The organism is Gordonia sp. NB41Y (genome assembly GCF_030718915.1).
In the GTDB taxonomy this organism is placed as follows: domain Bacteria; phylum Actinomycetota; class Actinomycetes; order Mycobacteriales; family Mycobacteriaceae; genus Gordonia; species Gordonia desulfuricans.
In genome coordinates this window covers 5,322,647-5,346,852 of the sequence record NZ_CP132196.1, presented here as the reverse complement: position 1 = coordinate 5,346,852, position 24,206 = coordinate 5,322,647, and the positions used below count along the sequence as shown (strand labels likewise).

The 24,206-nt window shown below is 69.9% G+C and carries 19 protein-coding genes; all 19 read right to left on the bottom strand.

Annotated features, from left to right (window positions below; translation table 11 throughout):
- Positions 1 to 74: 74 nt before the first annotated feature.
- The gene (locus Q9K23_RS23365; protein WP_053777357.1) at positions 75 to 1,484 is read right to left on the bottom strand and encodes a cytochrome P450; all 1,410 of its coding nucleotides are present in this window, start codon (positions 1,482 to 1,484) and stop codon (positions 75 to 77) included.
- Positions 1,485 to 1,540: 56 nt separating this feature from the next.
- Positions 1,541 to 4,771, bottom strand: coding sequence for an isoleucine--tRNA ligase (gene ileS, locus Q9K23_RS23360; protein WP_053777358.1), 3,231 nt, complete (start codon positions 4,769 to 4,771; stop codon positions 1,541 to 1,543).
- Between the two features lie 390 nt (positions 4,772 to 5,161).
- Entirely contained in the window at positions 5,162 to 5,920 is a 759-nt protein-coding gene (locus tag Q9K23_RS23355; RefSeq protein ID WP_053777359.1) for a hypothetical protein, read from the bottom strand.
- A 21-nt stretch (positions 5,921 to 5,941) separates the two neighbouring features.
- The gene (locus Q9K23_RS23350) at positions 5,942 to 6,769 is read right to left on the bottom strand and encodes a DivIVA domain-containing protein (protein WP_053777360.1); all 828 of its coding nucleotides are present in this window, start codon (positions 6,767 to 6,769) and stop codon (positions 5,942 to 5,944) included.
- Positions 6,770 to 7,123: 354 nt separating this feature from the next.
- Positions 7,124 to 7,444, bottom strand: coding sequence for a YggT family protein (locus tag Q9K23_RS23345; RefSeq protein ID WP_053777361.1), 321 nt, complete (start codon positions 7,442 to 7,444; stop codon positions 7,124 to 7,126).
- A gap of 112 nt (positions 7,445 to 7,556) precedes the next feature.
- Entirely contained in the window at positions 7,557 to 8,339 is a 783-nt protein-coding gene (sepF, locus tag Q9K23_RS23340; protein ID WP_020790872.1) for a cell division protein SepF, read from the bottom strand.
- Between the two features lie 95 nt (positions 8,340 to 8,434).
- Positions 8,435 to 9,166 (bottom strand): YggS family pyridoxal phosphate-dependent enzyme, encoded by a 732-nt coding sequence (locus Q9K23_RS23335; RefSeq protein WP_053777362.1) that lies wholly within the window; start codon positions 9,164 to 9,166, stop codon positions 8,435 to 8,437.
- Positions 9,163 to 10,008, bottom strand: coding sequence for a peptidoglycan editing factor PgeF (pgeF, locus tag Q9K23_RS23330; RefSeq protein WP_082365893.1), 846 nt, complete (start codon positions 10,006 to 10,008; stop codon positions 9,163 to 9,165). Before pgeF ends, Q9K23_RS23335 begins: the two co-directional genes overlap by 4 nt.
- Position 10,009: 1 nt before the next feature.
- A complete protein-coding gene (gene ftsZ, locus Q9K23_RS23325) occupies positions 10,010 to 11,185 on the bottom strand; it encodes a cell division protein FtsZ (RefSeq protein WP_053777363.1) in 1,176 nt (391 codons plus the stop codon).
- A 251-nt stretch (positions 11,186 to 11,436) separates the two neighbouring features.
- Positions 11,437 to 12,135, bottom strand: coding sequence for an FtsQ-type POTRA domain-containing protein (locus Q9K23_RS23320; protein ID WP_053777364.1), 699 nt, complete (start codon positions 12,133 to 12,135; stop codon positions 11,437 to 11,439).
- The gene (gene murC / locus Q9K23_RS23315; RefSeq protein WP_305950301.1) at positions 12,135 to 13,661 is read right to left on the bottom strand and encodes a UDP-N-acetylmuramate--L-alanine ligase; all 1,527 of its coding nucleotides are present in this window, start codon (positions 13,659 to 13,661) and stop codon (positions 12,135 to 12,137) included. Before murC ends, Q9K23_RS23320 begins: the two co-directional genes overlap by 1 nt.
- Positions 13,658 to 14,896: an undecaprenyldiphospho-muramoylpentapeptide beta-N-acetylglucosaminyltransferase gene (gene murG, locus Q9K23_RS23310; RefSeq protein WP_305950300.1), complete on the bottom strand. Its 1,239-nt coding sequence runs from the start codon at positions 14,894 to 14,896 to the stop codon at positions 13,658 to 13,660. Before murG ends, murC begins: the two co-directional genes overlap by 4 nt.
- Positions 14,897 to 14,934: 38 nt before the next feature.
- Positions 14,935 to 17,211, bottom strand: coding sequence for a putative lipid II flippase FtsW (gene ftsW, locus Q9K23_RS23305; protein ID WP_348533952.1), 2,277 nt, complete (start codon positions 17,209 to 17,211; stop codon positions 14,935 to 14,937).
- The gene (gene murD, locus Q9K23_RS23300; RefSeq protein WP_053777365.1) at positions 17,208 to 18,788 is read right to left on the bottom strand and encodes a UDP-N-acetylmuramoyl-L-alanine--D-glutamate ligase; all 1,581 of its coding nucleotides are present in this window, start codon (positions 18,786 to 18,788) and stop codon (positions 17,208 to 17,210) included. Before murD ends, ftsW begins: the two co-directional genes overlap by 4 nt.
- Positions 18,781 to 19,878: a phospho-N-acetylmuramoyl-pentapeptide-transferase gene (gene mraY, locus Q9K23_RS23295; protein ID WP_020791153.1), complete on the bottom strand. Its 1,098-nt coding sequence runs from the start codon at positions 19,876 to 19,878 to the stop codon at positions 18,781 to 18,783. Before mraY ends, murD begins: the two co-directional genes overlap by 8 nt.
- Positions 19,879 to 20,035: 157 nt before the next feature.
- Complete coding sequence (locus tag Q9K23_RS23290) at positions 20,036 to 20,473, bottom strand: UDP-N-acetylmuramoyl-tripeptide--D-alanyl-D-alanine ligase (RefSeq protein WP_261977943.1); 438 nt, start codon at positions 20,471 to 20,473, stop codon at positions 20,036 to 20,038.
- Between the two features lie 62 nt (positions 20,474 to 20,535).
- A complete protein-coding gene (locus Q9K23_RS23285; protein WP_053777400.1) occupies positions 20,536 to 22,176 on the bottom strand; it encodes a UDP-N-acetylmuramoyl-L-alanyl-D-glutamate--2,6-diaminopimelate ligase in 1,641 nt (546 codons plus the stop codon).
- A 20-nt stretch (positions 22,177 to 22,196) separates the two neighbouring features.
- Entirely contained in the window at positions 22,197 to 22,322 is a 126-nt protein-coding gene (locus tag Q9K23_RS23280) for a hypothetical protein (RefSeq protein ID WP_020791902.1), read from the bottom strand.
- Between the two features lie 23 nt (positions 22,323 to 22,345).
- Positions 22,346 to 24,142 (bottom strand): penicillin-binding protein 2, encoded by a 1,797-nt coding sequence (locus tag Q9K23_RS23275; protein ID WP_053777367.1) that lies wholly within the window; start codon positions 24,140 to 24,142, stop codon positions 22,346 to 22,348.
- Positions 24,143 to 24,206 lie beyond the last annotated feature (64 nt).

Here is a 24,206-nt window from a genome sequence, read left to right as displayed (position 1 = left end):
ATCCGGCGAGACGGCTGCCGCATCGCCTCCGAGATGGTCACCACCCGACCCGGACAGCTCACTGCACCGGCTGATCAGCGGCGCCGGTCGTGGGCGGTGACCGGCGTCCGGGCGGTGCAGGTGAGCCGGTACGGGGCCGGACGCAGTGTTCCGCGTTCGCGCATCTCCGGGGCCGAACGCGCATCGTCGGCAGGATCGGCGAAGGCCAGGTCGAAGGCGTCGGCGAGCCGCGAGATCATCAGCGCCGACTCCTGCATCGCGAAGGCCCGACCGATGCACGATCGCGGTCCGGTGCCGAACGGTGTGAAGAAGCGATCGGGGAACTCCCGCAAGGCCTTCGCCTCCCAGCGGTCCGGCCGGAAGGTGGCGGCGTCGTCCCCCCAGACGTCGGTGTCGCGCTGCGACGACAACGCATGCACCAGCACGGTGTGACCGGCCGGGATGTCGTAGCCACCCAGTTGCTGGTCGACACGTGAGGTGCGGAAGTAGGCGGGCACCGCCGGCCACAGCCGCAGCGCCTCGTTGAGCACCGACCGCGTGAACTTCATACCCGCCACCCCGGCGTAGTCGAATCCACGCATCCCGGCCTCGGCCCGCACCCGGGCGGCGAGGTCGGGATGACGGGCCAGGTACCACACCACCGTCTCCAGCAGCGCCGCCGTCGTCTCGTGACCGGCGACCAGGAAGGTCAGCACCTGATCGCGAATGTTGTCGTGCGGCAACATCTCTCCGGTCTCCGGGTCGGCCGAGTTCAGCATCAGCCGGAGCAGGTCGTCTCGCTCGGGTTCGCGTCCGGCGACCCGGTCGGCGACGATCCCGTCGACGTAGTCGCGCACCCGGTCGAGGCCACCGGCGAACGAACGTCGTTGCCATGCACCACGGATCGGGCCGATGACGGGGAGGTCGTTGGACGACTCCGACGCCCACGACAGCACCGTGGCCAGGGTCTGGAGCAGGTCGGCCACCTCCGGCTGCGGGCCCGCCTCGGAGAACAGCCCGAGATCGCGCGAGAACCCGGCGCGAGCGATCACCTCCAGCGTCGCATCGGTCATCGCCCGGTGGACGTCGACCACCCCAGCCGCCGTCCACGACGCGACGAGATCGTCGGCCACCGACGTCATCGCCTCGTGGTAGACGCGCAGTGCACCCTGCGCGAAACCCGGGTCGAGGATGTGACGGGCCTGCGCCCACAACGGATCCCGGGTTCGCGCGGTGAACAGTCCGGAACCGGTGATCTCGCGGAACTTCAACGTCGGACCGGCCAGGGCCCGCGCCCACCGCTGCTCGTCGTTGCATTCGGCGGCCAGCCGGCCACCCGCGACGATCGTCAGGTGGATGTCGAGCAGTTTGCGCTCGTAGATCGGTCCGAGGGTCTTGGCCAGCTCCATCTCGTGGAGGGTGGGCCGGCGGCGATCGGCGCCGAAGATGTCACCGAGCACGGGCACGCGGGGACCGGGATGGGGAAACCGGGTGTCGAGCTGCACCCGGTCATCCTGCCATCTCGGTCCCGCGTCGGTGAATCAGCGCGTGAACCGGCAGATCACCGCCGGTCGGTGCGGGCGATGTCGACGGTGACGCCGTCACCGAGTTCGATCGCGCCGACGGCCGCGGCGTCGGCGGAGATCACCTCGAAGTCGACGGCCAGCACCTCACCGGCGATCAGCCCGGCGTGGGTCCGCGCCCACTCGACCCGCTCGGCCGGGACGACCATCCGGACCTCGATGCGGTCGGACACGTCCAAGCCCAGATTGCGACGGGCATCCTGCAGTTCGCGGACACGGTCCTTGGCCCAGCCCTCGGCCTCGAGCTCCGGGGTCACGGTGATGTCGAGGACCACCAGACCGCCACCGCCGGGCAGCTCCGCGGTGGACTCGGGTGACTCGGCGACCAGCTTGCGGGTGTACTCCCCCTCCTGCAGGTCGATGCCGTCGGCACTGACCACCTCGGTACCGTCGGCAGCGGTGCGCATCTCCCAGTTGCCGGCCTTGACCGCCTTGATCACCCGCTGGACGTCCTTGCCCAGACGCGGACCGGCCGCACGTGCGTTGACGACCAGATCGTTGCGACCGTAGGCGGCGGTGTCGGTCGACAGGGTCACCGACTTCACGTTCATCTCGTCGGCGACGAGGTCGGTGTAGGGACGCAGCAGTTCGGCCCGCGGGGACGCCACGGTCAGCCCCGGCAGGGGCAGCCGCACGCGCAGCTGGTTGGCCTTGCGCACACTCGACGCGGTGGAGCACACCGCCTGCACCTGGTCCATCGCCGCCACCAGATCCGGGTCGGCCGGCAGGTCCGACGCCGCCGGCCAGTCGGTGATGTGCACCGACCGACCGCCGGTCAGGCCACGCCAGATCGCCTCGGTGGCCAGCGGCAGCAGCGGGGCGGCCAGCCGTGCCGACACCTCGAGCACCGTGTAGAGGGTGTCGAAGGCATCCGGGTCGTCGTTCTGACCGGACCAGAACCGGGCGCGCGAACGGCGCACATACCAGTTGGTCAGCGACTCGACGAACTCCCGGAACGACTCGCACGCACCGGCGATGTCGTAGACGTCGAGCGCCTCGGTCATCTCGTCGCGCGTGACGGCCAGCTTGGCCAGGATGTAGCGGTCGAGCACATTGGTCGAGTCGGTCCGCCAGGTGGCCGGCTTGTCCGCGTACAGCTGCAAGAAGCTGTAGGCGTTCCACAGTGGCAGCAGCGCCTGCCGCACGCCTTCACGGATGCCACGCTCGGTGACCACCAGGTTGCCGCCGCGCAGGATCGGTGAAGCCATCAGGAACCACCGCATGGCATCGCTGCCGTCGCGGTCGAAGACCTCGTTGACGTCCGGGTAGTTGCGCTTGGACTTGCTCATCTTCTGGCCGTCGTTGCCCAGCACGATGCCGTGTGCGGCAACGGTCTTGAACGCGGGCCGGTCGAACAGCGCGGTCGCCAGGACGTGCAGGTTGTAGAACCAGCCGCGGGTCTGCCCGTTGTACTCGACGATGAAGTCGCCCGGATTGTGCGGCAGCACAGCGCTGTTCGGGTCACCGTCGAACCAGTCGGCGTTCTCGAACGGGTAGTGCACCTGGGCATACGGCATCGAGCCGGACTCGAACCAGCAGTCGAGCACCTCGGGTACCCGACGCATCGTCGAGCGTCCGGTCGGGTCGTCGGGGTTCGGCCGGGTCAGCTCGTCGATGTAGGGACGGTGCAGGTTGTCCGGGCGCACCCCGAAGTCCCGCTCGAGGTCGTCGAGCGAGCCGTACACGTCGGTGCGCGGGTACTCCGGGTCGTCGGAGACCCACACCGGGATGGGCGCACCCCAGTACCGGTTGCGGCTGATGTTCCAGTCGCGGGCACCCTCGAGCCACTTGCCGAACTGGCCGTCGCGGATGTGCGACGGCGCCCAGGTGATCTGCTTGTTGAGCTCGATCATCCGGTCCTTGATCGGATCGACCGCCACGAACCACGACGGCACCGCCATGTAGATCAGCGGCTGCCCCGACCGCCACGAGTGCGGGTAGGAGTGCTCGATGGTCTCGTGGCGCAGGATGCGGCCCGCGGCCTTGAGGTCCTTGATGATCACCGGGTTGGCGTCGAAGACCATCAGGCCCTCGTACGGCGGCACCAGCGAGGTGAACCGGCCACCCGGGTCGAGCGGCTGCACCACCTCGATGCCGTTGGCGGTCGCGACATCCATGTCCTCTTCACCGAAAGCCGGTGCGAGGTGGACGATTCCGGTGCCGCTGTCGGTGGTGACGTAGTCGGCGGTCAGGATCCGGTGGGCGTTGGGGTGCCCGACGAAGAAGTCGAACGGCGGGGTGTAGGTCAGCCCCGCGAGGTCGGCACCGACGTAGGTGGCCACCTCGGTGACCTCACCGAGTTCCTTGGCGTAGGCGCCGACGAGTGCCTGCGCCAGCAGGTATCCGACACCTTCTTCGGTGCGGACGTGGGCGTAGGTCACCCCGGGATGGACCGCGATCGCGAGGTTCGACGGCAGGGTCCACGGCGTGGTGGTCCAGATCAGGGCGTTGACCCCGTCGAGACCGGCCAGCGGGCCGTCGGCCGGCGCACTCAGCGGCATGGTGACGGTGACCGCCGGGTCCTGACGCATCCGGTAGGCGTCGTCGAGCTTGGACTCCTGGTTGCTCAGCGGGGTCTGCTCGTACCAGGAGTACGGCAGCACACGGTAGCCCTGGTAGATCAGTCCCTTGTCCCAGAGCCGCCGGAACGCCCACATGACCGACTCCATGAAGTCGAGGTCGAGCGTCTTGTAGTCGTTGTCGAAGTCGACCCACCGGGCCTGGCGGGTGACGTAGTCACGCCACTCGCCGGTGTAGCGCAGCACCGAGTCGCGGCAGAAGTCGTTGAACTTCTCCACGCCCATCTTCTCGATCTCACCCTTGTCGGTGATACCGAGCTGCCGCTCCGCCTCGAGCTCGGCAGGCAATCCGTGGGTGTCCCAACCGAATCGGCGCTCGACGCGCTTGCCACGCATGGTCTGGTACCGCGGTACCACATCCTTGACGTAACCGGTCAGGAGGTGGCCGTAGTGCGGCAGTCCGTTTGCGAACGGCGGGCCGTCGTAGAAGACGAATTCCTCGGCATCGGCACGGTTGGTGATGGACGCGGTGAAGGTCTGGTCGGCGTCCCAGTACGCGAGCACCTTCTGCTCGACATCGGGGAACGACGGTGCACCGTGGCCGTCGCCGCCGGTCATGTCGATCACCGGGTACGCGCGGGACGCGCCGCTGCCGGCGTCGGGGTGGGAGCGGGTGGACTCGTCGCTCATCGTGGGGACTCCTCGTGCCATGTGACCACTGTGCTGGGTTTGCCAGATGTCGGGTCACCACTGTGTTCGGCACGGGGACGCGACGATCGCTCGGCGCGCGGTACCACCCCGTTTGCATCGGCAGGCCGATGCCTCTCGGGATCTCCGCCGATCAACGGGTGATCGACGGGATCGTCGGCTGTGACGGGCCGACCCGCCCGGTTCTAGTGAGCATCCACGGTGGTGGACGCCGTTCTTCCGGGTGCTCCCCGGTGATGGCCGGATCAACGCGTTGTCCAGTGTAACGATGCCGGACCCGCCGACACCACTTCGCCCCCGGAGCAGACCGTCGCCCCGATACCCTCCGAGGCTCTGGCCGAGCCCCGATGACCACCGGGATCGGACCACTCCCTACTGGGTGGGCGGTCGCCACTCCGGATCGAGCGGGTCGATCTTGCGCTGCGGCTGCTGCGGCCCCGGTGGACGCTGGGGCGCACGAGGCGGCTGACCGCCCGGACCGTTCTGACCCGGACCCGCCTGACCCCGACTGTTCTGGGCCGGACCGTTCTGGGGCCGGGGCGGCGATCCGGGCGCAGGCCCGGGCCGGTACACCGGCTGCTGTCCCGTGCGCGGGACGTCGCCGGCACCCACCGAACGGAGGTAGTCGGCGTACCCACCGCCGGTGTTCGGCGTCTGGGCCGGTCGCGTACCCCCCGGATTCTGCGCAGCCGGCGCCCCCGGTGGGGCGGTCGGCTGCACCGGACGGGACACCGGGGCGGACTGTGTCGCCCCGGTCGATTCCGGCGCGACCTGAGGGTTGGGTCCCGATTGTGGTTCGACGACGCCCTGCCACAGCGCTTGCCGTTCCTGCTCCGGTGAGACCCGGACGTCTTCCCCGGCGTCCGGTTCGATCGCGCCGTCGTCGGCACCATCGTTCGTCTCGTCGACATCGCCGTCATGGTCGGCAGGGCCGAAGCCGAAGCCGCCACCGGAGTCGGCAGGAGCGTCACCGCCGCGTCGCGAGGAGCGCACGATGTCGGCGACCAGGAAGATCAGACCGACCAGGCACACCACGATGCAGGCGACCGCCAGCCACACGGTTCCCGTGACCAGGCCGACCACGAGCAGGACAAACCCGATGAGGGTGGCCGCAAGGGCCAGAATCAGCACGTCATCCGCTTACTCGACGGCTCAGCTCTGCGAGTAGCTGCTGAAACCGCCGTTGCCCGGATCCGTGGAGAAGGACTGGTCCGCAGGACGTCCGTTCTCCACCGGCGCGGCACTACCCCGCTGCTGCAGCTCCTCGAGCTGCGACTCGAGGTAGGTCTTGAGCCGGGTGCGGTATTCACGCTCGTAGATCTTGAGCTGCTCGATGCGACCTTCGAGAACACCACGCTGCTGGTTGATGGTGCCCATGATCTCGGCATGCTTGCGCTCGGCGTCGCTCTGCAGGGCGTCGGCGCGTTCCTGCGCCTGACGGACCTGGGCCTCCGAACGGGTCTGCGCGTCGGCGAGGATCGCCTCCGACCGCTGACGGGCGTCGGTCAGCATCGCCTCGGACTTGCTCTGCGCCTCGGCGACCATCGAGTCCGCACGCTGGCGGGCATCGGTGAGCAGGGTGTCGGCCTCCTGGCGCGACGACGAGGTCAGCCGGTCGGCGGTCTCCTGGGCCAGGCCGAGCACCTTGGCGGCACGGACATGGGCATCCTCGTCGGGAACGGCCGGTGCCACGGGAGCAGCCGGCGGGGCGACGGGCTCGGTGGGCTGCGCGATCGGGAAGACCTGGGTGTGGTCCTCGGAAGGCGCCGGACCGGCCTGCGCACCCGACTTGGCGGCGGCGAGTTCCCCTTCGAGCTCCTCGATCCGCTGCTTCAGATCCGAGTTCTCATCGATCAAACGGGCGAGCTCCGCTTCGACGAAGTCGAGGAACTGGTCGACCTCGTCCTCGTTGTAGCCGCGCTTACCGATAGGCGGTTTGCTGAACGCGACGTTGTGCACATCAGCTGGTGTCAGCCGCATGTCGGTTCCCCTCAATGTCGTTCGAGCTTCTCTACTTGTTGGCAGTCGATCTCAGGTGACGAGAACGCCATCCAGTACAGACTGTCACTGATCATTCATACCAGTCAAAATCCGTAACTGGAGTTCCATCCTGTCACATCCGAACCGTTTGCGGCAGTCCGTCGATGTCGTCCTGCAATCAAACGGTCACTCAACTATGACATCCCGACGGCACTGTGCGGGTCAATCGGTGCGCGGATTCCGACCCACCTTCCTTTGACTCCCGGTGATCGGAGTTCCGGCTCGCAGTGATCGGGTTTCTCTTCACCCGCGCCCCGACCCGCCGGAGGACTCCTCACATCAGACCGAGGGCTCTCACATCAGGCCGAGCGCCGAGACCGCCGCACCGGCGCGGAAGGAATTGACCACCTGCATCGCGATGATCACGACGATCATCACGATCATCAGCGAGAGATCCAGACGAACCGGGCCCAGCGGGATGGGCGGGAGGATCCGGCGCAACAGCTTGATCGGCGGATCGGACAGCGTGAACACGATCTCGATGATCACCACCACGATGCCGGTGGGACGCCAGTCCCGCGCGAAGGTCCGCACCAACTCCACCACGAGCCGCGCCAGCAGCAGGAGCCAATACACGAACAGGACGTAGTAGATGATTTCGAAGAGCATTGCCACATCTCAAGAGTGCCTGACAGCCGACACCCGCGGCGGCACCGGTACCCACTACCGGCGCCGACCGCGGGTGCGCTGTGTTCGGACTGACGAACGAACCCGGATCGGGGTGCGTTCAGGACTGGTTGTAGAAGCCGGTCTCGGCGATCTTGCGCCGGTCCTCGGCCGAGACGTCGATGTCGGCCGGTGACAGCAGGAAGACCTTGGTGGCGACCTTGTCGAACGAGCCGCGCAGGGCGAAGGCCAGCCCTGCGGCGAAGTCGACAAGGCGCTTGGCGTCGTCGTTGCTCATGTTGACCAGGTCCATGATCACCGGGTTGCCGTCACGGAAACGCTCGCCGATGGTGCGGGCCTCGCTGTAGTCGGACGGACGCAAGGTGGTGATCTTGTGCAGCGGACCGTCGGCGAACACTCGTTCCAGCTCCCCATGCTCTGCATTGATCGATCGCGGTGCCGAGGCGGCCCGCAGGGTGGCACTGCTCGAACGCTGCAACGGCTCGAGGCGTGCGACCGGCCGCACCCGCTCGGGGCCCGCATCTGCACCGTGACGACCACCGGCGTAGGTGTACTCGGGAGCACCGGCGTACTCGTGTCCGTAGGAGCCGCCGCCGTAGCGACGCTCGTCGGCATAGCCCTGATCGGCGTCGCGGTAACCGGCCTCCGCGTAGCCCTCGGGCGCATATCCCTCCGATGCGTACCCCTCGCGGTACCCGCCGTCGCGGTACGAGGCATCCCCGTCCCGGTACGAGCCGTCGCCGTAGTACTCGTCGCGGTAGGCGCGCTCGCGGGCGGCCGCACCGCGCACCGGGCCCGGACCCGGCTCGTCGAGGTAGTCGTCCTCGTACTCGCTCGGAGGCACCATGCCGAAATACGCCTTGAATTTCTGCATCGTGGTCATGTGCGGGCCTCTCTGTCGTCCGACGCTCTAGAGCGGTGTTGCAGCTGTTGCCGGTGTGTGAGTTGTTCTCGGTGGTTCTGCTGTGACCAATGTGATTACTGAGAGAGTATCGGCCGCGATCCCATGATCGCGGTACCGACACGCACACATGTCGACCCGTACTCGACGGCGAGTTCCATGTCGCCGGACATGCCCGCCGACAGCCCGTCCGCCTCCGGATACCGCTCGAGGAACCCCGCACGGATACGCGCGAGCTCGGCCATCCAGTGCTGCGGCTCGCCGGACAAGGGCGTGATGGCCATCAGGCCGCGCAGCCGCAACCCCGCGGAGCCGGCGACCTGCTCGGCCAGCACCGGCAGCGCCTCCTCCACCACACCGCCCCGCTCCGGATCGCCGTCCAGGCTGACCTGCACGAACACGCCGAGCGGGTCGGACCGCTCACCGGCTTCGAGGGCCGCCGACGCCGAGCGGGCGAGGGCATCGACCAGTCGGTCACGATCCACCGAGTGCACCGAACGGGCCCAGCGCGCGACCGTGCGGGCCTTCTTGGTCTGCACCGTCCCGATCATGTCGAAGGCGGCACCGGAGGCGGTGACCTCGTCGGCGATCTCGGCGATCTTGCGACTGGCCTCCGGTTCCCGCGATTCGCCGAACTCCCGCTCCCCCAGCCCGATGAGGCGGGAAACGTCACCGGCCGGGAAGAACTTCGTCACCACCAGCAGTTCCACGTCACCGGGGGCACGGCCCGCGGCGTCGACCGCAGCGGCCAATCGGTCCCGCACGGCGCCGAGCCGTTGCGCGAGCTCGGTGGTCCGGGCATCGGTCACGGTTGCGGCGTCCCCTCCGGATCGGTTCCGGCCCGGCCGGTCTCCGGGTCGATCCAGATGACCGACGCGAGCCGGCCGGTGGGGGCCTGCCTGCGGTGGCTGAACAGCGCGCCGTCGGTGATGGTGCAGCGCGGATCCACCGCGACCGCACCCACACCGGCGGCCAGCAGTTGCCGCCGGAGTCCGGCACGCAGATCCAGGCCCGCGGTCCCCTGGCGGGTACGGCAGGCACTGCCCGGCAGATGTTCCTCGACGTCACGCTGCATGGCGTCGGGCACCTCGTAGCGTTCGCCGCTCGCGGCCGGTCCCAGGAAGGCACCGATCCGTTCGGGTCGGGCACCAAGTCCGATCATGACGCGCAGGACCGCAGGCACGATGCCGATCCGGGCACCCACCCGGCCGGCGTGCACCCCGGCGATCACACCCGCCTCGTCGTCGCTGAGCAGCACCGGCACACAGTCCGCCGACAGCACCGCCAGCGCCAGTCCCGGGGTGGTGGTGACCAGGGCATCGGTGGCCGGCAGCGTGATCCACCCGTCCTTGCGGGGTGCGGTCTGCGCCGTGGTGTCGTCGACGACGGTCACGTTACGGCTGTGGATCTGTTCCATCCAGATGACCGAGTCGTCGGGCAGACCGATCTGACTCGCCAGCCGGGACCGGTTGGCCCCCACCGCGGCCGGATCGTCGCCGACATGATCACCGAGGTTGAACGAGTCGTACGGCGCACGGGACACACCACCGGCCCGGGTGGTGATCACCCGGCGCGTGCGGGCGGCGGGTTCCGCCCCGTCCGCACCGGTGGTCGATCCCGTGCCGCCCGGGGTGCGTTCGGAGCGGGTCATCTCAGCGCTTCATGAACGACGGGACGTCGACGTCGTCGTCGTCGATGGTCACGCTGTTGCGGCGCGGCCGCTCCGGCGCGGCCTCGGCGGCGAACGGATCGCCCTTGCCGGCCGGCATGTCACCGAACAGCGGATCGTTCTTCGGCGCGGCCGCGACCGAGCCGGCCTGCCCGGCACCGACCTTGCCCGGACCGGCGGCGGCCGCCGGGGCGTCGGCACGCTTGCGCGGGCTGCCGCCGTCGAAGCCGGCCGCGATGACGGTGACACGGACCTCGTCGCCGAGGTTGTCGTCGATCACGGTGCCGAAGATGATGTTGGCGTCCTCGTGGGCCGCCTCCTGGACCTGCGTCGCCGCATTGTGGATCTCGAACAGACCCAGGTCGCTGCCGCCGGCGATGGAGATGAGCACGCCGCGCGCACCCTCCATGGACGCCTCGAGCAGTGGCGAGTTGATGGCCGACTCGGCGGCCTTGCGGGCGCGCTCCTCGCCGCGGGCCGAACCGATACCCATCAGGGCACTGCCGGCGTCGCTCATCACTCCCTTGACGTCGGCGAAGTCGACGTTGATCAGACCGGGGGTGGTGATCAGGTCGGTGATGCCCTGGACACCGTTGAGGAGCACCTCGTCGGCGCTGCGGAAGGCGTCCATCAGGCTCACCTGGGCGTCGCCGAGCTGCAGCAGCCGGTCGTTGGGGATGACGATCAGGGTGTCGCAGGACTCGCGCAGTGCGGTGATGCCGGCCTCGGCCTGGTTGCCGCGCCGCTTGCCCTCGAAGGCGAACGGACGGGTGACCACACCGACGGTCAGCGCGCCGAGCTTGCGGGCGATGGACGCGACGACCGGTGCACCACCGGTGCCGGTGCCGCCACCCTCACCGGCGGTCACGAAGACCATGTCGGCGCCCTTGAGGAGCTCCTCGATCTCGTCGCGGGCGTCCTCGGCGGCCCGGCGACCCACCTCGGGGTCGGCGCCGGCACCGAGACCGCGGGTCGAGTCACGACCGACGTCGAGCTTGACGTCGGCATCGCTCATCAGCAACGCCTGGGCGTCGGTGTTGATCGCGATGAACTCGACACCCTTGAGTCCCTGCTCGATCATGCGGTTCACGGCATTGACGCCGCCGCCGCCGATGCCGACGACCTTGATCACGGCCAGGTAGTTGTGCGGTGGCGTCATGACGCTCGCCTTCCTTGTCGTTCGAAAAAACCCTAAACCTCAACCATAGATATAGAGTTATGTCAAGTACTTGATGTTGGGTTTCAAGCTATGCACCCATACCCCGCTGGGCCAGCAACGCCCTCGGCGTGTCGCCAAGTCGTGTCCACGCTGTTGCCGAAAATGCCCGTCGCGACCCGAAAAACGCGCGCGACGGCACAGGAAAGCGTGGGAAGACGCCGCCGAAAGCACTTCCGGAAAAGTGCACACCGTCATTTGTACGCCGGGAAATTGGGGCTCGACACGTTGTACTCGGTTGCCTTGCGCGTCAACAGGTATTCCAGGGTGCGCGCTTTCTCCGCCCCCTGCGAGTCGTCACCCCACACCACGGTGCGATTCCCGGTGAGCCCGAACTCGATTCCCACCGGCGACGACGCGTTCACCGTCTTCACCAGAACCTTGATGTCGACCGGCAGCCCGGCGACCACCCCGAGCGCGGCCTTGGTGGTGGGGTCGGCGGGACCCGGTGTGGCCGTGTGGAACACCGGCAGCTTCTTGATCTCCGGTGGCGCCGACTGCGCGTTGTAGGTGAGGTAGCCGACGCCGAACCGGTCGAGTACGTGCAGCTTGTCGCCCTCGGTCACCACCGCCACCGGGGTGCGCTCGACGATGCCGATCTCCAGTGTCGACGGATAACCCCGTTGCACGCGAGCCGATTCCACCGACGGGATGTCGGCGACCCGCCGCGCCACCGCCTCGGTGTCGACCTGTAGCAGCGGGGTCCCCTGCGCGACGTCGGCCGCACCGAGGATGGTCATCCCGGGAATCGTGTGGTTGCCCGTGATCTCGGTGTTGCGCACCGACATCAGCGGGGTGAGATAGGCGACCAGCACCAGCGCCACCACGATGACCACCGTGGTGACGGTGCCCACCAGGATGCGCGTCCGGCGGCGCTGCGGCACCAGCCTCATCAGATGTCCCCGACGATGCTTTCGTCCGACGCGCGATCGGCCAACGCAGCAAGGATTTCCGGGCCCTGCATGGTGATGTCACCGGCACCGAGGGTGAGCACGATGTCCCCCGGCCGGGCCACCGCGGCCAGCAGCGCGGCGAGTGCGGACAGATCCGCCGCGAAATGCCCCGGCGTCGTGAGATGATCGACGATCAGTGCGCCGCTGACGCCCGGGATCGGTTCTTCCCGTGCGCCGTAGACGTCGGCCACCACCACCTCGTCGGCCAGGCTCAGCGATGCCGCGAACTCCTCGGCGAATTCCTTTGTCCGCGAGTACAGATGCGGCTGGAACACCGCGATGACCCGAGGTCCGGTATCGGCCCCGTCCGGGTCCCGGGCGTCGACCATCGCCCGTGCGGCGGTCAGCACCGCGGCGACCTCGGTGGGATGGTGGGCGTAGTCGTCGTACACCTCCACGCCGTCGGCGCGGCCCTTGAACTCGAACCGGCGGCGCACCCCGCCGAAGGCCTCGATCCCGGCGACCACCTCGGCCAGTTCGCCGCCGGCCCGGACCGCACCGATCGTCGCACCGATGGCATTGCGCGCCATGTGGATTCCGGGGATGGTCAGTTTCAGGGTGATCGTGGAGTCCGGATCGGCCGGATCGGCGAGCGGGTCACCGAACCGCACCACCACGTGCGAACCACCGGCCACCGGAGACCAGTCGACGAGCGTCGCGGCCATCCGGACGCCCGCGGGCACCTCGGCCTCGGGCGCGCCGTAACCGAGGACCGCCACCCCGCGCTCGGCGAGCGGTCCGGCGCTGCGTGCGGCAAGCGCCGCTGCCCCGGGGTCGTCGAGGCACACCACCAGGGTGCCGCCGGGCCGGATCCGGTCGACGAAGTCGTCGAAGACGGCCACGTACTTCTCGACGGTGCCGAAGAAATCGAGGTGATCGGCCTCCACATTTGTCACCACCACCACGTCCGGCCGGTATTCGAGCAGCGAACCGTCGCTCTCGTCGGCCTCGGCGACGAAGACCTCACCGCTGCCGTGGTGGGCATTGGTGCCGGACTCGTTGAGTTCACCGCCGATCGCGAACGACGGGTCGAGGCCGCCGTGCTGCAGCGCCACCACCGCCATCGACGTGGTGGAGGTCTTTCCGTGTGTGCCGGCGACCAGCAGCGTGCGGTATCCGGCCATCAGCTCGGCGAGCACCCGGGGCCGCAGCAGCACCGGGATCCCACGGGAGCGGGCCGCGACGAGTTCGGGGTTGGTCTTCGGGATCGCGGCGTGGGTGGTGACCACCACCGACGGCCCGCCCGGGATCTGGTCGAGCGCCGACGGCGAGTGCCCGATCTGGATGTGGGCCCCGCGGGTACGCAGCGCGAGGATGCCACGGCCGGACTTGGCGTCCGAGCCCGACACCTGGCCGCCGCGCGAGAGCAGGATGCGCGCCAGACCCGACATGCCGGCGCCACCGATGCCCACCATGTGGACCCGGCGCAGGTGTTCGGGCAGGTCCCCGACGTGCTCCTGGGTCATCGTCGACTCCCCCGCTTGCGCCGGTGACCGGCGTGGAACTTCTCGGCGAGCTCCAATGCGGTCTGGGCGACCTCGGTCGCCGCGTCGCGGTGGCCGGTACCCGAGGCGGCCACCGACATCGCGGCGAGCCGCTCGGTGTCGGCGAGCATCGCCGGCACCTCCCGGGCCACCCAGTCGCTGGTGATGTCGTCGTTGTCGACGAGGACGCCGCCACCGGCCTCCACCACCGGCAGGGCGTTGAGCCGCTGTTCGCCGTTGCCGTGCGGCAGCGGGACGTACACCGCGGGCAGGCCGGTCGCCGACACCTCGGCGACGGTCATCGCACCCGAACGGCACATCACCAGATCGGCGGCCGCATACGCCAGGTCCATCCGCTTGAGGTAGCCGACACCGCAGTACGGGGGCGCATCCGGCGGGGACACCGGTGCGATCGAGTTCTTGGGGCCGTAGGCGTGCAGCACCCCGATCCCGGCACGGCCGAGGGCGTCGGCGGCACCGGCGACGGCGTCGTTGAGCTGCTGGGCGCCCTGCGATCCGCCGAACACCAGCAGTGTCGGGGCCTGTTCGTCGAGGCCGAAGTAGTGCCGGGCCTTGGCGCGCAGCGCGGGCCGGTCGAGTTCGGTGATCTGGCCACGCACCGGGATGCCCACGACCCGGGCGTTCTCCAGGCCCGAGCCGTCGACGGCGGCGAGGACGGCGTCGGCGAAGCGGGCACCGACCTTGTTGGCGATGCCGGCACTCGCATTGGCCTCGTGGATCACGATCGGCAGCCGGCGGCGGGCGCGCAGATGACTCTGCGCGGCGAGGTAGGCGGGAATGGACACGTAGCCGCCGAAGCCGATCACCACGTCGGCGTCGACCGCGGCGAGGACCCGCCGGGTCGCCATCACCGAGCGGGCCAGCCGCATCGGGGTGCGGGCCAGTTCGAGTCCGGGTTTGCGGGGCAGCGGCACCGGCGGGATCAGCGACAACTCGTAGCCGCGTTCGGGGACCAGCGTGGTCTCCAGACCGCGGGTGGTGCCCAATGCGGTGATCCGCGCATGCGGGGCCAGTCGGCGCACGGCGTCGGCGACGGCCAGTGCGGGTTCGATGTGTCCGGCGGTTCCGCCGCCTGCGACCACCACCGACAGCGGCCGGCCGTCGGGGTCGTCGCCCGGTGCCGAGTTCACGGTTTCTGCCTTCCCTGCTGCCGAGTTCACCGGCACTCCACTTTCTCCGCCACCCGTGGGCGGCATTGTCGATCACTCACCTGTGCGGGCGGCCTGCCGGCCGTTCACCAACCGCCATGGGAGCGGCCGGGGTCGGTACCCCGGCCCCGTCCGGAGCGGCCCGGGTCGGACCGCCGTTGGCCCTGGCCGCCGGGGTCCCGGACGGCCCGGGAACCGGGCCGGTAGCCGCGCGACGGCGACCGGGACGGAATCCACGCGTGCGTGGCGCCGGCGGCGCCGGACCGGGGTGTTCCGGTGGTGCTCCGGCTGTTGGTCCGCGCGCCTGGAGAATACCCGCCGCGCGGGGTCGGGCGCCCGGCGGAGCCGCCGCGCGGACGATCGTGACGCACCGGCTCGGGGGTACTGCGACGACCGCCGGGCCACATCCCGGCCAGCCGTGACGGTGCTGCGGCCGGGGCGGCCCCGCGGGATCGGCCCGACCGTCCCGGAGCCGGGCCGGCGGGCACGGTCCGACGACGGTCGGCCAGCCGGTCGCGCAGCGTCTCGGCGCGGGTCTGCTGGTAGGCCACCGGGGCGGGCAGCCGGAACAGCCGGCCGAAGCGGCGGGGTGCGTTTGTCGACAGCGCGGCGACCGCCTCCGGCTCGTGCCGGGCGGCGTTGGCGAGCAGACCGAGCATGGCGAGCACGGTCAGCGTCGAGGTGCCACCCGCGGAGAGCAAGGGCAACTGGATACCGGTGACCGGCAGCAGACCGATGACGTAGCCGATGTTGATGAACGCCTGCGCGGTGATCAGCACCGTGATGGTCACCGTCATCAGACGGAGGAACGGATCGGCCGAGCGGGTGGCCACCCGGAACCCGACGTAGGCGAAGAACACGAACAGTGCCACCACCATCAGCCCGCCGATCAGGCCGAGTTCCTCGCCGATGATCGCGAAGATGAAGTCGTTGTGCGCGTTGGGCAGATAGTTCCACTTGGCGCGGCTCTGGCCGAGCCCGACGCCGAAGACCCCGCCGTTGGCCAGCGCATAGGTGGCCTGCCGGGCCTGATAGCCCGCGCCCTGCGGGTCGTCGATGCCGCCGAGGAAGCTCATCACACGTTCGGAGCGGTATCCCTCGACCAGTGCCAGGACCACCGCGATCGCGACACCGGACACGGCGAACGCGGAGAACACCTTGATCGGCAGACCGGCGAACCACAGCAGGGTGCCGATGATGATCGCGATGGTGATGGTGGTGGACAGGTTGGGCTCGAGGATGATCAGCAGACAGACGAGCAACCCGACCGGCAGCAGCGGGATCAGTAGTTCCTTGAGCGGCGCGTTCTCCCGGCGGCGCGAGGCGAGCAGGTGCGCACCCCACACACAGAGCGCCACCTTGACCAGCTCCGACGGCTGCACCGACAACCCGCCGAGGGTGAACCAGCGACGCGCACCACCGCTGAGCGTGCCGATTCCCGGCACCAGCACCAGCGCGAGCAGGAGTGTGGTGACCACCATCAGCGGCGCGGCGAGCCGCCGCAGCATACGGACCGGCAGCCGCAGGGTGAGGTAGAAGACGCCCATACCGAGGATCGCGAAGATCACCTGCGTGGCGAACAGACCGTAGGCCGAGCCCTGCTTGGAGTAGCCCTCCACCGACGACGCCGAGAGCACCATGACCAGTCCGAAGACCGTCAGCAGCAGTGCCAGGGTGAGGATCAGGTGATACGACGCCAGCGGACGGGCGAGCAGCGTACGCACACCTTCGATCAGCGTCGCGATCACCGAGCCGGTGGCCCGGACCGCGTCACGCGGCGACGGGGCGGTGACGCCTGCGGTCTTCTTGTCAGCGGTCTTCTTGTCAGCGGTCTTCTTGTCAGCGGTCTTCTGGTCAGCGGTCTTCGTGCCGACGGTTTTCGAGCCGGCCGTCTTCGTGCCGGTCTTCTTGTCGGCGGTCGTGCCGTCGCCGGTCGTCGAGCCGGTCGACTTCCCGGCCGCCACGTCCTCATCGGTGGTGTCCCGGTCGACCGACGCGGCGTCACCCGGTGTCGGGTCCTCGCCGGAGACGCCGACAACGCTCGCGCGTCGGGTACCGGTGCGTGCGGCGCCCGTGGCGTCGGTGGCCTTCGCTCCGGTGTCGCCCGTGTTCCCGCCCGGTGTCCCCCCGGCTCGGTTCGTCGCACCACCGGCGCGTGCGGCACGCTTGGCGGCCGCCGCCCGGCCGGCCGCGGTCTTCGGGCCGCGCGGCCGCGGGGCGGCCGCAGTCGCGTCGTCGGGGCCCGTGTCGTCGGGGTTCGTGTCGTCGGTGCCGGTGTCGTACGGGCCCGCGTGACCGGCGGGCCTGGTGTCGCCGAGTGTGCTGTCGGTGATCCGGTCCGGATCCGCCGTACCGGCGCTCACTGCCGACGCCCCTGCTCGGCACGCGACGCGTCGTGGACGTCGGCCAGCGCGCGGGCGGCCGTGGCGAAGGCATCGCCACGACGGCCGTAGCCGGCGAACATGTCCAGTGACGCTGCCGCGGGCGCGAGCAGGATGGCGTCGGGTCGGGCCGGATCGGCCTCGGCCAGGTCCCAGGCGATTCCGACGGCCCGGTCCATCACCGCGACCGCGGGATCGGACCCGGCCGGGATCGGGGTGACGGAGGAGGCCGATCGCAGATCGGTCCCGGGATCACGGGGAAGCTCGCGCGCAACGGTCACGCAGCCATCGTCCCCTGTGAACACTGTGACTGTTGGGACTTCTGGGGCGTGTCGCGCGATCGCATCGACAACCAGACCCCGATCACGTCCGATCGCCACCACGCCGCCGAGTCGATCCCCCACCGCGTCGAGCATCGCGTCCAGCGACGCCCCCTTGAGCAGTCCGCCGGCGATCAGCACCACCCGGCGGTGCGCGGCGACGGCGGCCTGCGCGGCATGCGGATTGGTGGCCTTGGAGTCGTCGACGAAGGCGATCTCCCCGATCCGGGCGACCACCTCACCGCGGTGACCGGCCGGCCGGAACGCGGTCAGCGCGGCACGCACGGCCTCGGGCTCGACGCCGATCGCCCGGGCCAGGGCGGCCGCACCGAGTGCATCGGCCAGTCCGGAGGGTCCGGCCGGATGGATCACGTCGGCCTGGACGAGTGCCACACCCGACGGGTCGTCGGCGAAGGCACGGTCGACCAGGACCCCGTCACGGACCCCGAGCTCACCCGGTTGCGGATCGCCGAGGGTGAAGCCGACCCGCCGGCCGGCGGCCGACAGCCCGGAGGCCACCGGATCGTCGAGACCGACCACACCGATCGCCCCGTGCAGCGCGACCTGCTTGGCGGTGGCATAGGCGTCGAACGAGCCGTGCCAGTCCAGGTGGTCGTCGGCGATGTTGAGCACCAGCCCGGCGGCCGGGGCGATCGACGGCGCCCAGTGCAGCTGGAACGACGACAGCTCGGCGCACAGCACCTCGACGCGCTCGGGGGCGGCCATCGCGTCCAGGACCGGCAGCCCGATGTTGCCGCAGGCCTGCGCCGACCGGCCCGAGGCGGTGACGATGTCGGTCAGCATCGACGTGGTGGTGGTCTTGCCGTTGGTGCCGGTCACGACCAGCCAGGTGCGGGGAGCACCGAACACGCCCGCGGCATCCAGACGCCACGCCAGTTCGACCTCACCCCACACCGGGATTCCGGCCACGGCCGCCGCGGTCGGCAGCCCGTGGGTGGGGGCGAACCCTGGTGACGCGATCACCAGGTCGGTGCGGGTGGTCCAGTCGTCGTCGGCGAGCAGCGCGGCGACCGTGGTGAACCGGGCGCCGCGCCCGGCGATCTCGGTCCCGCCCGCGATCGCCGACGGGTCCTCGGCGCGGTCGTCGGCGATGGTGACCCGGGCGGCGAGGTCGAGCAGATGCCGGGCGGCCGACATCCCGGCGGTGCCGCCACCGGCGACCACCACCTCCCGGCCGGCCGGCCAGGACGCGACATCGGCGGGAATGTGATCAGCCATTGGTGGTCAGGAACTCCCCGTAGAACAGCGACAGGCCCAGCGCACATGCGATCGCGGTCAGCAGCCAGAACCGGATGATCACCGTGGTCTCCGCCCAGCCGCCGAGTTCGAAGTGGTGGTGGAACGGCGCCATCCGGAACACGCGGCGTCCGGTGGTGCGGAAGAAGGCGATCTGGATGACCACCGAGACGATCTCGGCGACGAACAGGGCGCCGATCACCACGGCGAGCAGTTCGGTGCGGGTGGTGATGGACAGACCGGCCAGCATGCCGCCGAGCGCCAGCGAACCGGTGTCCCCCATGAAGATCTTGGCCGGTGCGGCATTCCACCACAGGAAGCCCAGGCAGGCGCCGCCACCGGCGACCGCGACGATCGCCAGGTCGAGCGGGTCGCGGACGTTGTAGCACCCGGTCGGGATCTCGGTGGCCGGCTTGGCACCGCCGGAGCAGGCGTTGACGAACTGGAAGAACGCGACGAACACATAGCTGCCGAGCACCATCGCCATCGAACCGGCGGCCAGGCCGTCGAGTCCGTCGGTGAAGTTGACCGCGTTGGACCAGGCGGCGACGACGAGCCAGACGAAGATGACGAAGACCACCGACACCATCGAGATGGCCGCGATGTCGCGCACATAGGAGAGGTTGGTACTCGCCGGGGTGAGTCCGGCGTCGTTGCGGAACTGCAGGACGAGGATGCCGAACAGGATGGCCGCGCCGAACTGTCCGACCGACTTCGCGGTCTTGTTGAGGCCGAGGTTGCGGTGTTTGCGGATCTTGATGATGTCGTCGAGGAAGCCGACGCCGCCGAGGACGGTCGCCAGGCCGAGGACGAGCAGACCCGAGGCGCTCGGACCGGCGTCGGAGGACATGAACAGTCCGGCTGCGTGGGCGCCGAGGTATCCGGCCCACAATCCGATGAGGATCGCCACGCCACCCATCGACGGGGTCCCCCGCTTGGTCTGGTGGCTCTGCGGCCCCTCGACGCGGATCTCCTGGCCGAAGCCCTGCCGCGAGAACACGCGGATGAGCACCGGGGTGAGCATGATCGACACCGCTATCGCGATCGCACCCGCGATGAGGATCTGGGTCACCTGACAGTCCTGCCCTTCACTTGTCGTCTTCCTGCCATTCCACCGGTCACCGGCGGAATGCCCCGCCGAACCCTACGTCTCTCCCGATCCCCGCCGACAGCCGGTCCCCCGCCGCCGGCCGGTCGCCCGCCGACACCGGGGCGCTCACCGCCCGCGGTCAGGATCCGGTCGCGGCGTCGACCTCGACCACCGCGCGCCCGAGGCGCTCACGCCACACCGCCACGATCTCGGCGAGCGGTACGTCCGGTCCCGCGACCAGCACCACGTCCCCGGGTTGCGGGGTCCAGTCCGGATTGGCGTGCAGCACCGGCGCGGCGTCGGCCGGGTCCTCGGCCAGTCGGGCCTCGTCACCCCACGATCCCTCCATCACCGCACCCTGGTGCAGCGCGCGGACCGCGCGGGTCGGCCCCACGCACAGCACCTTGTCGACGGCCAGCCGCACGGCCTGCCTGCCGATCCGGTCGTGCTCGACGACGTGCTCGTTCTCGCTGAGCCCGTCGTCGGTGCGCACCTCGCCGAGCACCGCCCACGTCCGGATCGGCGTCTGCGACTGCGCCCGCCGGTCATCGGCGGTGGACACCAGCGTCCGCAGGATTCGACCGAGGTCACGGGCGGTGGGGTCGGTGGCGACCAGCACGGTCACCGTCGCGTCGGCGGTCACCGGTCGTTTCCCGACTGCCGGTCTCCGGGGTGTGGGGCGAGGACGTCGTCGAGCGCCTCGGCGAGCACCACCCTGTCATCGAAGGGATGCTTCACTCCGTCGATCTCCTGCCCGCTCTCGTGTCCCTTGCCGGCCACCAGGACGATGTCGCCGTCCCGTGCCCATGCCACCGCGGCCTCGATCGCCGCCTGACGGTCGCCGATCTCGCGGTGTTCGGCCCCGGCCGGTCGCTCGTCGTCGGGCACCTCGTCGATCCCGGCGAGCATCGCCGCACGGATGGTGGCGGGTTCCTCGGTCCGGGGGTTGTCGTCGGTGATGATCACCAGGTCGGCACCGCGCGCGGCGACCGCACCCATGATCGACCGTTTGCCGTGGTCACGGTCACCGCCGGCGCCGACGACCACACCGATCCGTCCGGTGGCCTGCCCGCGCAGGGTGGTCAGCACCGCCTCCAGCGCGCCCGGCTTGTGTGCGTAGTCGACGATCGCGAGGAACCGCTGTCCGCGGTCGACCCGTTCGAGGCGGCCGGGCACGGAGACCGACGCGATCGCGGCGGCCGCCTGGGTCACGGTGAGCCCCGCGGTGACCGCGATGGCCAGGGCCAGGGTCGCGTTGGCGATGTTGTAGCGCCCGGGCAGCGGGACGGTCAGCGTCGTCGCGGCACGCCCGGGGCCGGTGATCGCCGCATCCTGCGACCCGTCGGCATGCGGCGTGGAGGCCCCGGCGTGCCAGGTGGCCGGAACCTCGGTGGTCGACACGGTGACCGGTGCGACAGACGATCCGCCACGCGCGATCTCGGCCATCCGCCGGCCCCAGTCGTCGTCGACGCAGACCACCGACCGCACCGCGCGGGTGGCGGCACCGGCAGCGAACAGCCGGGCCTTGGCCTCGAAGTACTCACGCATCGTCGGATGGAAGTCGAGGTGGTCCTGGGAGAGGTTGGTGAACCCGCCGATCGCGAAGTGCGCGCCGTCCACGCGGCCGAGCGACAGCGCGTGGCTGGAGACCTCCATCACCACGGTGTCGACCCCGCGCTCGACCATCGCCGCGAGCAGGGCCTGCAGGGTGGGCGCTTCCGGGGTGGTCAGCGAGCTCGGCTGGGCGACGCCGTCGACGCGGGTCTCGACGGTCCCGATCAGGCCGACGGACTGGCCGGCGGCGAGCAGCGCCGCCTCCACCATGTAGCTGGTCGTCGTCTTGCCGGAGGTACCGGTGATGCCGATCAGTTTGAGTCGCTGCGACGGGTTGCCGTAGACGCGGGCGCTGACGCCGCCGAGGACGCTGCGCGGGTCCGGGTGCACCAGCACCGCGCACGCGGTGTCCGGGGGCAGGGTGCGGGCCAGTTCGCTGCGCCCGGCGGGGTCGGTGAGCACCGCGGTGGCGCCACGCTCGACGGCATCGGCGGCGAACCGGGCACCGTGGGTGCGGGCGCCGGGCAGCGCGGCGAACAGATCACCGGCCACGATGTCCTGGGCCCGCAGGGCCACCCCGGTCACCGCGGTGTGCGCCGTCGCGCCACCGACCAGGTCGAGACGGGCACCGGTGGCGGTGGACAGCACCGACACCTCGGTCGGGTCGACGCTGGTGGGTCTGGTCAGGGCGGCCGGTGTGCGCTGGCCGCGACGAGTCGACGCCATGGGGGTCTGCTCGCCTCCTCTCACCCGCGGCTGCGGGTGTCGGTCGGGGTGTCGGTCGGAGGTGCCGGTGACACCTCTGCGCCGAGCTGGCGGCGCCGGGTCACCGCACCCACGTTGGAACGCACCCCACGATTGAACTCACTCACGATACCGTCAGCCCGCGCCTTGGCTAGCGCGACGCCTGCAGGGTCAGTCGCGGGGTCTGCGTGGCCGACTGCGGGATGCGATCGTGCTGCAGAATCCACGACGTGATGGTGGCGAACAGCGGTGCCGCCGACTGTCCGCCGGAGCCGTCGCTGCTGCGCTTGGGATTGTCGAGCATGATGCCGACGACGAAGCGCGGGTTGTCGGCGGGGGCGATGCCGGCGAAGGTGATGTTGTAGCTCGACGTCGAGTAACAGCCACACGCCGGATCCACCTGCTGGGCGGTGCCGGTCTTGCCGGACAACTGGTAACCGGCGACGGCACCCTTGGCGCCGGTACCCATCTGCACACCCATCGGGTCATCCTGCAGCACCGCCCGGAACATGTTGCGGACGGTCTGCGCGGTCTGCGGGCTGACCACCTGCACGCCGTCCGGACGCTGCTCGTCCTCGGCGCCCTGCCCGTCACGCTGCTCCGACATCAGGATGCGCGGCGGGATGCGCAAGCCGTTGTTGGCGATGGCCTGATACATCCCGGTCATCTGCAGCAGCGACATCGAAAGGCCCTGTCCGATCGGCAGGTTCGCGAACGAACCACCCGACCACTGACTCAGCGCGGGCACCTCGCCGGCGCTCTCGGCCGGTAGGCCGACGCCGGTGGAACGCCCCAACCCGAACCGGGTGACCATGTCTGCGAAACGTTCCTCGCCGACCTGCTGGGCCAGCATCAGTGTGCCGACGTTCGACGACTTCCCGAAGATCCCGGTGGTCGTGTACGGCTCCACCCCGTGGGTCCAGGCGTCGTTGACGGTCACGCCGGCCATCCGGATGCTGCCGGGCACCTGATGCACCTGGTCGGGGGTGGTCAGTCCGTACTCGATGGCCGCGGCGGCGGTGATGATCTTGTTGACCGACCCGGGTTCGAACGGCGAGGTCACCGACGGATTGCCGAGCTGGGCGTCGGGCTGCTCGTCGAGCGGCCGGGAGGCGTTGAAGGTTCCGTCGTTGGCCATCGCGAGCACCTCGCCGGTGCGTGAGTCGAGGACCACCGCCGACGCCGATTTGGCGCCGGAGGCCTTCTTGGCCTTGGCGACCTCGGCCTGGACGAACCACTGGATGTCGGAGTCGAGGGTCAGGCGGACGGTGGCACCGTTGATCGCCGGGTGCACGTTGCGGGTCGAACCCGGGATGACCGCACCGTCGGAACCGCGGTCGTAGGTGCGGGAACCGTTGGTACCGGCCAGGATCGAGTCGAGCGAGGCCTCCAGGCCGATCAGGCCGTTGCCGTCGTAGTTGACGTCGCCCACCACGTTGGCGGCCAGCGACCCGCCCGGGTACAGCCGGATGCTCTGCGGGTCGGCGCCCACCTCCGGGAACTCCGAGGTGATGCGGGCGGCGACGTCGGGACTGACCGAGCGGGCCAGGTACACGAAGGTGTCGTCGCTCTTGAGCTTGGCCAGCAGGTCGTCGGCGCTGATCGAACCACCGAGCGCCGAGCTGACGCCCGCCGAGATCTCCTTCAGCCGGGTGTCGACGTCGGGCAGTTCCGGGTTGTCGTGGTGTGCGGCGCCGATCGTCTTGCGCACCACCTGCGGCAGGAAGGTCAGCGACCGCGCCTCGTCGGTGTAGGCCAGCGGCCGGCCGTTGCGGTCGAGGATGGAGCCGCGTTTGGCGGTGAGCACCTGTGTGTACTCGCGCTGCTCGGCTGCCTGCGCCGACAGCGACGACGACTCGATGGTGTGCACGATGACCATCCGTACGGCGACCGCGAGAACGGCGAGCACGATCACCACCCACGCGATCCGGCTGCGCAGGGTGAACATGCCCGGACGCTTGGGGTCCGATCCCGACGGACCGCCGGTCTTACGGGGACGGCGTGGGACTCGC

Excerpts from the sequence above, each read along its gene's own strand:
- ileS (WP_053777358.1), bottom strand. The coding sequence starts at position 4,771 with ATGAGCGACGAGTCCACCCGCTCCCACCCCGACGCCGGCAGCGGCGCG.
- Q9K23_RS23320 (WP_053777364.1), bottom strand. The coding sequence starts at position 12,135 with ATGAGGCTGGTGCCGCAGCGCCGCCGGACGCGCATCCTGGTGGGCACC.
- murD (WP_053777365.1), bottom strand. The coding sequence starts at position 18,788 with ATGGCTGATCACATTCCCGCCGATGTCGCGTCCTGGCCGGCCGGCCGG.
- Q9K23_RS23275 (WP_053777367.1), bottom strand. The coding sequence starts at position 24,142 with ATGTTCACCCTGCGCAGCCGGATCGCGTGGGTGGTGATCGTGCTCGCC.
- pgeF (WP_082365893.1), bottom strand. The coding sequence starts at position 10,008 with ATGACCCGCTCCGAACGCACCCCGGGCGGCACGGGATCGACCACCGGT.
- ftsZ (WP_053777363.1), bottom strand. The coding sequence starts at position 11,185 with ATGACGCCACCGCACAACTACCTGGCCGTGATCAAGGTCGTCGGCATC.
- Q9K23_RS23350 (WP_053777360.1), bottom strand. The coding sequence starts at position 6,769 with ATGCGGCTGACACCAGCTGATGTGCACAACGTCGCGTTCAGCAAACCG.
- sepF (WP_020790872.1), bottom strand. The coding sequence starts at position 8,339 with ATGACCACGATGCAGAAATTCAAGGCGTATTTCGGCATGGTGCCTCCG.
- murC (WP_305950301.1), bottom strand. The coding sequence starts at position 13,661 with ATGACCCAGGAGCACGTCGGGGACCTGCCCGAACACCTGCGCCGGGTC.
- murG (WP_305950300.1), bottom strand. The coding sequence starts at position 14,896 with ATGCCGCCCACGGGTGGCGGAGAAAGTGGAGTGCCGGTGAACTCGGCA.
- Q9K23_RS23285 (WP_053777400.1), bottom strand. The coding sequence starts at position 22,176 with ATGGCGTCGACTCGTCGCGGCCAGCGCACACCGGCCGCCCTGACCAGA.